Origin of the sequence: Serratia sp. (in: enterobacteria) (assembly GCF_046715635.1) — a bacterium.
Taxonomy (GTDB): Bacteria; Pseudomonadota; Gammaproteobacteria; order Enterobacterales; family Enterobacteriaceae; genus Chania.
This window is the reverse complement of sequence record NZ_JBKJYW010000355.1, coordinates 1-6,673: the sequence shown is the minus strand read 5'-3', so window position 1 is coordinate 6,673 and position 6,673 is coordinate 1. Positions and strand designations below refer to the sequence as shown.

General features: G+C 52.1%; 5 protein-coding genes. 3 read left to right on the top strand and 2 right to left on the bottom strand.

The window, feature by feature from the left end; all coding sequences use genetic code 11:
• Positions 1-225: 225 nt before the first annotated feature.
• Positions 226-1,191 carry a DMT family transporter gene (locus ACLQ7H_RS18715; RefSeq protein ID WP_411753959.1) on the top strand — a complete coding sequence of 322 codons (966 nt, stop codon included), beginning with the start codon at positions 226-228 and terminating at the stop codon, positions 1,189-1,191.
• An 85-nt stretch (positions 1,192-1,276) separates the two neighbouring features.
• Here ACLQ7H_RS18715 and fusA read toward each other — a convergent pair whose 3' ends face one another.
• Positions 1,277-3,382, bottom strand: coding sequence for an elongation factor G (gene fusA / locus ACLQ7H_RS18710; RefSeq protein ID WP_411753958.1), 2,106 nt, complete (start codon positions 3,380-3,382; stop codon positions 1,277-1,279).
• Positions 3,383-4,126: 744 nt separating this feature from the next.
• Entirely contained in the window at positions 4,127-4,288 is a 162-nt protein-coding gene (locus tag ACLQ7H_RS18705; protein ID WP_411753957.1) for a YnfU family zinc-binding protein, read from the bottom strand.
• A 295-nt stretch (positions 4,289-4,583) separates the two neighbouring features.
• Here ACLQ7H_RS18705 and ACLQ7H_RS18700 point away from each other — a divergent pair, with 295 nt between their 5' ends.
• Complete coding sequence (locus tag ACLQ7H_RS18700) at positions 4,584-5,129, top strand: Ail/Lom family outer membrane beta-barrel protein (RefSeq protein ID WP_411753956.1); 546 nt, start codon at positions 4,584-4,586, stop codon at positions 5,127-5,129.
• Positions 5,130-5,403: 274 nt separating this feature from the next.
• Positions 5,404-6,673: alpha/beta fold hydrolase (locus ACLQ7H_RS18695; protein ID WP_411753955.1), on the top strand; the 1,270-nt coding region annotated here is incomplete at its 3' end.

Sequence of the window (6,673 nt, the reverse complement as noted above, 5' to 3'; positions counted from 1 at the left end):
ACTGAATCTTCTGAGCGTTTCTTCAGCTGAGATTTTGTTCCAATCGCCTGCTCAGAATGGAGACATTATGGGCGGGCAAGCGTGGCCAGGGGGTGAGCATGTTCGACCCTATGCATAGTTAGCAGCGTGCCATCATTCTAAAAACAGCAACCTGGTACAATATTCTGCCCCCACGTCCCTCTATCCTTAAGCCACTTGAGAATGGCTGTTGATGATGGAGTCACTATGTTTGTCGGTGTGTTGTTTGCCCTGATTGCCGGGTTGATGTGGGGGCTGATATTTATTGGCCCGGTATTGGTGCCGGACTATCCAGCCGCGTTGCAATCCACCGGGCGCTATTTGGCTTTTGGGCTTGTCGTGCTGCCGCTGGCCTGGCTGGATCGCCGCCGCCTGCGTCACCTGCTGGCTAAAGATTGGCTAGAGGCGTTAAAACTGACCGCGATTGGCAATCTGCTGTATTACCTGTGCCTGGCCAGTGCGATCCAACGTACCGGAGCGCCGATATCGACCATGATTATCGGCACGCTGCCGGTGGTAATATCCGTTGCCGCCAATCTGTTTTATGGCCACCACGACGGCCGTCTTTCCTGGTGTAAATTAACCCCGGCCTTGCTGGTGATTGCCCTCGGGCTGGTGTTGGTCAACGTTGCAGAACTGCAGGGTAATAGCGAGCCTATTGATGTCTGGCGTTATACCAGCGGGTTAGGATTGGCACTGTTAGCGGTGGTGTGCTGGACCTGGTTCCCACTACGTAACGCGCGTTGGCTAAGGGATAACCCAGATAAACGGCCCGCGACCTGGGCTACGGCTCAGGGGATTGTGACCTTACCTTTGGCGTTGGTGGGGTATTTGCTGGTTTGTGGGCAATTGGCGCTGACACAGCCGCAGTTCGCGCTGCCGTTTGGCCCCAGGCCGCAGGTGTTTATCCCATTAATGATCGCCATCGGCGTGCTGTGTTCCTGGCTGGGTACGTTGTGTTGGAATGAGGCGAGCCAACGATTACCGACGGTGCTGCTAGGGCCGCTGATCGTGTTCGAGATCCTGGCAGGATTGGCCTATACCTTTATGCTGCGCCATAGCTGGCCGCCGTTGATGACGCTATGTGGCATCGCCTGTTTGATGATTGGGGTGATTTACGCCATGCGTATCAAGCTGGAGCCGGTGGTTATTTCATTGGAAGAGCAGCGTTAAAAATACCGAGCCTGCCAACACAGGGGCACCGCACGTTACGCCCGTCAAAATATGAGGCTACGGGTTTCCCCGTAGCCGTCATCAATTAACGTTTACTGTACTGGATAATATCTTCGGCCACATTGCGTGGAGCTTCTGCGTAGTGGCTGAATTCCATGGTGTAGGTAGCACGGCCTTGCGACATGGAACGCAAGGTGGTGGAATAACCGAACATCTCAGACAGCGGAACCTTGGCATGGATCTCTTTGCCTCCGCCACCGGGGATATCCTCCATCCCTTGCACCATACCGCGCCGTGACGAAAGATCGCCCATCACGTTACCGGCGTAATCCTCCGGTGTTTCCACTTCTACCGCCATGATCGGCTCCAGGATCACCGGGCTGGCCAGGCGACAGGCCTCTTTAAAACCAAAGATGGCCGCCATACGGAACGCCTGCTCGGAGGAATCCACGTCGTGATAGGAACCAAAGGTCAGATGCACTTTGACATCGACCATCTGATAGCCCGCCAACACGCCATTATTTAGCGCTTCCAGGATGCCTTTTTTCACCGCCGGAATGTATTCCCCGGGGATCACGCCGCCTTTGATTTCATCAAAGAACTCAAAGCCTTTACCGGGTTCATTGGGTTCCACCGTCAACACCACGTGGCCATATTGGCCTTTCCCGCCGGACTGACGCACAAATTTCCCTTCCACGTCGGTCACTTTCTGGCGGAGGGTTTCGCGGTAAGAGACCTGGGGTTTACCGGTGTTGGTTGCGACACCAAACTCGCGCCGCATACGGTCGACAATGATCTCCAGGTGCAATTCACCCATACCGTAGATAATGGTCTGGCCGGAGTCTTCATCGGTGCGAACACGCAGCGAAGGATCTTCCGAAGTCAGGCGTTGCAACGCAATCCCCATTTTCTCCTGGTCGGCCTTGGTTTTTGGCTCGATGGCCTGCGCAATCACCGGCTCCGGGAACACCATGCGTTCCAGAGTGATGATAGCGTTAGGATCGCATAGCGTATCGCCGGTGGTCACATCCTTCAGGCCCACGCAGGCGGCAATATCCCCGGCGTGCAGCTCATCGACCTCTTTGCGATCGTTGGCGTGCATCTGCACGATACGGCCAATACGCTCTTTCTTGCCTTTTACCGGGTTATAGACGCTATCGCCTTTGGATACGATGCCGGAATAGACGCGCACGAAGGTCAACTGGCCAACAAACGGGTCGGTCATCAGCTTGAATGCCAGCGCCGAGAACTTTTCATTATCATCGGCCTTGCGGGTGATAATGTCATCGCGCTCGTCATGGCCTTCCATCGGTGGCACATCCAGCGGAGAGGGCATCAGTTCGATCACCGCATCCAGCATGCGCTGGATACCTTTGTTGCGGAATGCCGAACCGCACAGCATCGGCTGGATCTCACCGGCAACGGTGCGGGCACGCAACCCCTGGACGATCTCCTCATTGGTTAATTCAACCTGATTGAGGTATTTGTCCATCAGCGCTTCGGAGCCTTCCGCTGCGGCTTCAATCATCTTGTCACGCCACTCTTGGGCAGAGGCGAGCATTTCAGTCGGTATCGCCTCAAAGCGGTAGGTCATTCCCTGGGTAGCTTCATCCCAGAAGATAGCCTGCATGCGGATCAGGTCCACTACGCCAGCAAAATGGTCTTCTGCGCCGATGGGGATCACCACCGGCACCGGATTGGCTTTCAGGCGTTCGATCATCATATTGCGCACGCGGAAAAAGTCCGCGCCGGTGCGGTCCATTTTATTGACGAAGGCCAGCTGCGGCACCTTGTACTTATTAGCCTGACGCCACACGGTTTCAGACTGCGGTTGCACGCCGCCGACCGAGTCATACACCATCACGGCACCGTCCAGTACGCGCATCGAACGTTCCACCTCAATGGTGAAATCGACGTGCCCGGGGGTATCGATGATATTGATCCGGTGCTGAGGAAAATTATGCTCCATGCCGTTCCAGAAGCAGGTGGTTGCGGCGGAGGTAATGGTGATCCCGCGCTCCTGCTCCTGCGCCATCCAGTCCATGGTAGCGGCGCCGTCGTGGACTTCGCCCAGCTTGTGACTGACCCCGGTGTAAAACAGAATCCGCTCGGTCGTCGTGGTTTTGCCGGCATCAATGTGCGCCGAGATGCCGATATTGCGGTAGCGTTCGATGGGGGTAGTGCGTGCCATAATTAACCTTTCTTAGCCTTGTGGCGTACGGCTTTAACAGTTTGGGTAAAATGATATCCCTCAATGGGTTATCAACCAGGCCCAGAACAACAACGTCCTACGGCCTTGGTGTAATCGTAGTTGATGGTAGGGACTTTATTAACCAATGACTGTGATAGGTCGTTTAAAAACTCAACATTAAAAGTTAAAGGGTTAAAAGTGACAGGTCACTATAAGGTCATAATTAACCTACATAATCACCCATTCATCATGAGACTTAGCGGCCATTTCTGCGGATTTGTCGCCAAGTCACTGCCGAGAAAATTCCTCGCCATTTTCTTTTTGTGGATCCTATGGGCAAACTACACAGCCCGTGAAAGGAGGGGGAAAGGTTTTCCATTCAAGCCTAGAGGTTCGCCTGCTTGGGGAAATAAGATCACAGTTGGCAATAATTGAGTGGAAAAGCTGGTAAAAAAGCACCTCCGTGAGGTGCGAAGTAACTCAAGATACACAAAGGAAAACGACGTTACTGATGTAGCTTCACGTATTCTTCGTTCAAGAGTTCATATATTTTGCTGAATCGCTGCTGAATGATTAGAGGTTGTCCCTCTCTCGCCGCCAAAACACCCGAAAGAATGATGCATGTTTGATTAAAAAGGAAAATTTTCAACTCATCGTCTGACATTTTGTATGACTCTTCATTGGCTGATTTGAGACCCAAACGGTAGGGGAGCGAGAATAGAAGTGGCAGGGTAAACACATCCACTAGTCACTCTCAGGTAAGAAGAAATGACCACACTTATGACAGATGATGGTGACATTTTTACGTAGCTTCTCGCTACTTTGCTCAGACTTAAATGAACAATTAGGGCATGTGACTTTAACTGATGTGTCACTAAACATCCTAAGGAAACCAAAGATAGACATATCTTTTACCTAGTAGATGTATGAAGGATAAGCATACACCTATATGAGTATGATAGCTTGAGATTGTTTTTTACCCACTCGTTAACCACGAGGCGTTTTTTCAGGTTACTGGGCAAGGTGCGATAACCCTGCACCTCTGCCTAGTCTGGGCTTGATTTTTCTGAAAGAAATTGATGTTTATGTGAATTTGAGCGAGACATTTCTCAAACTTCATGGTTAAATTCCGAATTCGCTCACATAGCACATTATTTTATTGCAGAGCGAGTTTTATTTACTCATGGATTAAGAGATTAACATGCAAAAAACATATTTATCAGTACTTCTGGCTGGCGCAATGGCATTGTCTTTCGGCGTTCAGGCTGCGGGTGAAAGCACTATTTCTTTAGGTTATGCTCAAAGCCACGTGAAGGTTGATGGCAATAGCCTCAATGAGAACCCTAAGGGCTTTAACCTCAAGTATCGCTATGAAATTGATAACAATTTAGGCTTTATCACTTCATTTACCTACACCACGCAGTCGTATGATTACTATTATGGCAGTCACAAAGTGGGCGATGGTGATTTAAAATATTACTCCCTGACTGCCGGCCCAGCCTATCGCTTTAATGACTATATCAGCGCCTACGGTTTAATCGGTTTTGGCCACGGCAAGGCGACGTCCAATGTCTCTCTGCTGGGGTACTCTGCGAACACCGACGAAAGCAAAACCAGCGTTGCTTATGGCGCCGGTTTACAGTTTAACGTTACCCCGAATATTGCTCTTGATGCCCATTACGAGTATGCAAAACTGGGTGATTTTAAAGTCGGTACCTGGACCGTTGGTGCTGGCTATCGCTTCTGATAGCAATGTCTTAAAGGGTTTTGAGGGAACAGCACTACGCCATTACCTGCCGGTAAACATGGGCTAGCCTTCTTGAAACCCTGGAGCCGCCGCCACCCTGCGTCGGCTCTGGTTTTACCACACCTCAAATGGGCTTCTTTTTCACCGAATCTTGCCTGCTGTCTGGTTACGGACCCTGTCAAAACATCGCAATACCCCTTCCACATTCCGTTGGCAGGCGGTTTAATGTAGCGGCGATAAAATCCTGAGAATCCGTTTGCTGAAAGGACTCGTCATGTCTGCGTTGCGTGTTCTGTTTTTGCTGGCCGTCGCGGTCCAACTGCCAGTCTACGCCAAGCCGCTGGTCAAGCCATCCGGCACCATTCAATGGCAACCCTGCAACAGCCCAGCCTTTCAGCACTGGTTCAGCGATGGGCCGCCTCCCGCCGGGTTACAATGTGGCTATGTCGAAGCGCCTCTGAGTGACCAGAATGCAGCACAAACCGTTCGACTGGCCCTCACGCGGTTACCTGCGGTAAGCTCAAAAAAAGGCAGCGTGGTGATCATCGCCGATGGACCAGGCTCGCCAGGGATCAATCCGCAAATCGCCGAGCAGGGACCCGCCTGGCGGTTGCAAAAATCTTACGACATCATTGGTTATGATCCGCGCGGTGTGGGGCAATCGACACCCAAAATTTCATGCCAACTGACAGCCAGTGAGGAAACACCCTCACCCGATGAAAACGATATCCCCGGTGCAGAGCAACAGGCGCGGGATATGGTGGCGGCATGCATCAAGCAGACAGGAGCCGATGTGGTGCAACATATGGGCACCCGCGAAGCCGTTAACGATTTGGATGCTATTCGCCGGGCGTTAGGTGAGCCCGCGTTGACCGCGGTGGCTTACTCTTACGGTACCAAGGTCGCGGCTTTGTATGCAGAGCGTTTCCCAAAGAAAATCCGCGCATTGGTGCTAGATGGCGTGGTAAACCTAAAGGACGACGACTTTAGCCAACGCATCAATCAGGAGCGAGGTTTTCAGCAAAGCTTCCTGCGTTTTGCCGATTACTGTGAGAAAAGCGGCTCATGCCCGTTGACTAGCGAGCCGAACAGGGCGATCCAGCTGTTCCACACGATGCTGCGCAAGTTGCACGATACTCCTTTCATTACCCCGTCGGGTTATGAAATTGCTGCCGATGATGCGATCATCTTGACGCGTAACCTTCTGCCCAAGCGGGAACGTTGGCCCAAGCTGGCCAAGGCCTTGGGTAAAATCGATGCTGGCAAAGCCGATGGTGGGGTGACCGACCTTATCGATGAAAGCTATACCCCCGATGCTGATGATGCGCGAACGGTGATCACCTGTGCAGATATGGCAAAACCTGATGCTGATCAGCAGTTGTTGCGTCGGCAGCGCCAGCAAATCAATACCGCCGCCTCATTTCCCAACTACTTACCGTTGCATGAGTATCCACTGGAGACGTGTGATTTCTGGCCATACCCTGGTCAAGAGCAACCGCATGCTCCAGCGCTTTCTAGCGCTCTCCCGCCGTTGCTGTTTATTA

Coding starts and splice junctions, on each gene's coding strand:
- ACLQ7H_RS18715 (WP_411753959.1), top strand. CDS start 226: ATGTTTGTCGGTGTGTTGTTTGCCCTGATTGCCGGGTTGATGTGGGGG.
- fusA (WP_411753958.1), bottom strand. CDS start 3,382: ATGGCACGCACTACCCCCATCGAACGCTACCGCAATATCGGCATCTCG.
- ACLQ7H_RS18705 (WP_411753957.1), bottom strand. CDS start 4,288: ATGTCTATCTTTGGTTTCCTTAGGATGTTTAGTGACACATCAGTTAAA.
- ACLQ7H_RS18700 (WP_411753956.1), top strand. CDS start 4,584: ATGCAAAAAACATATTTATCAGTACTTCTGGCTGGCGCAATGGCATTG.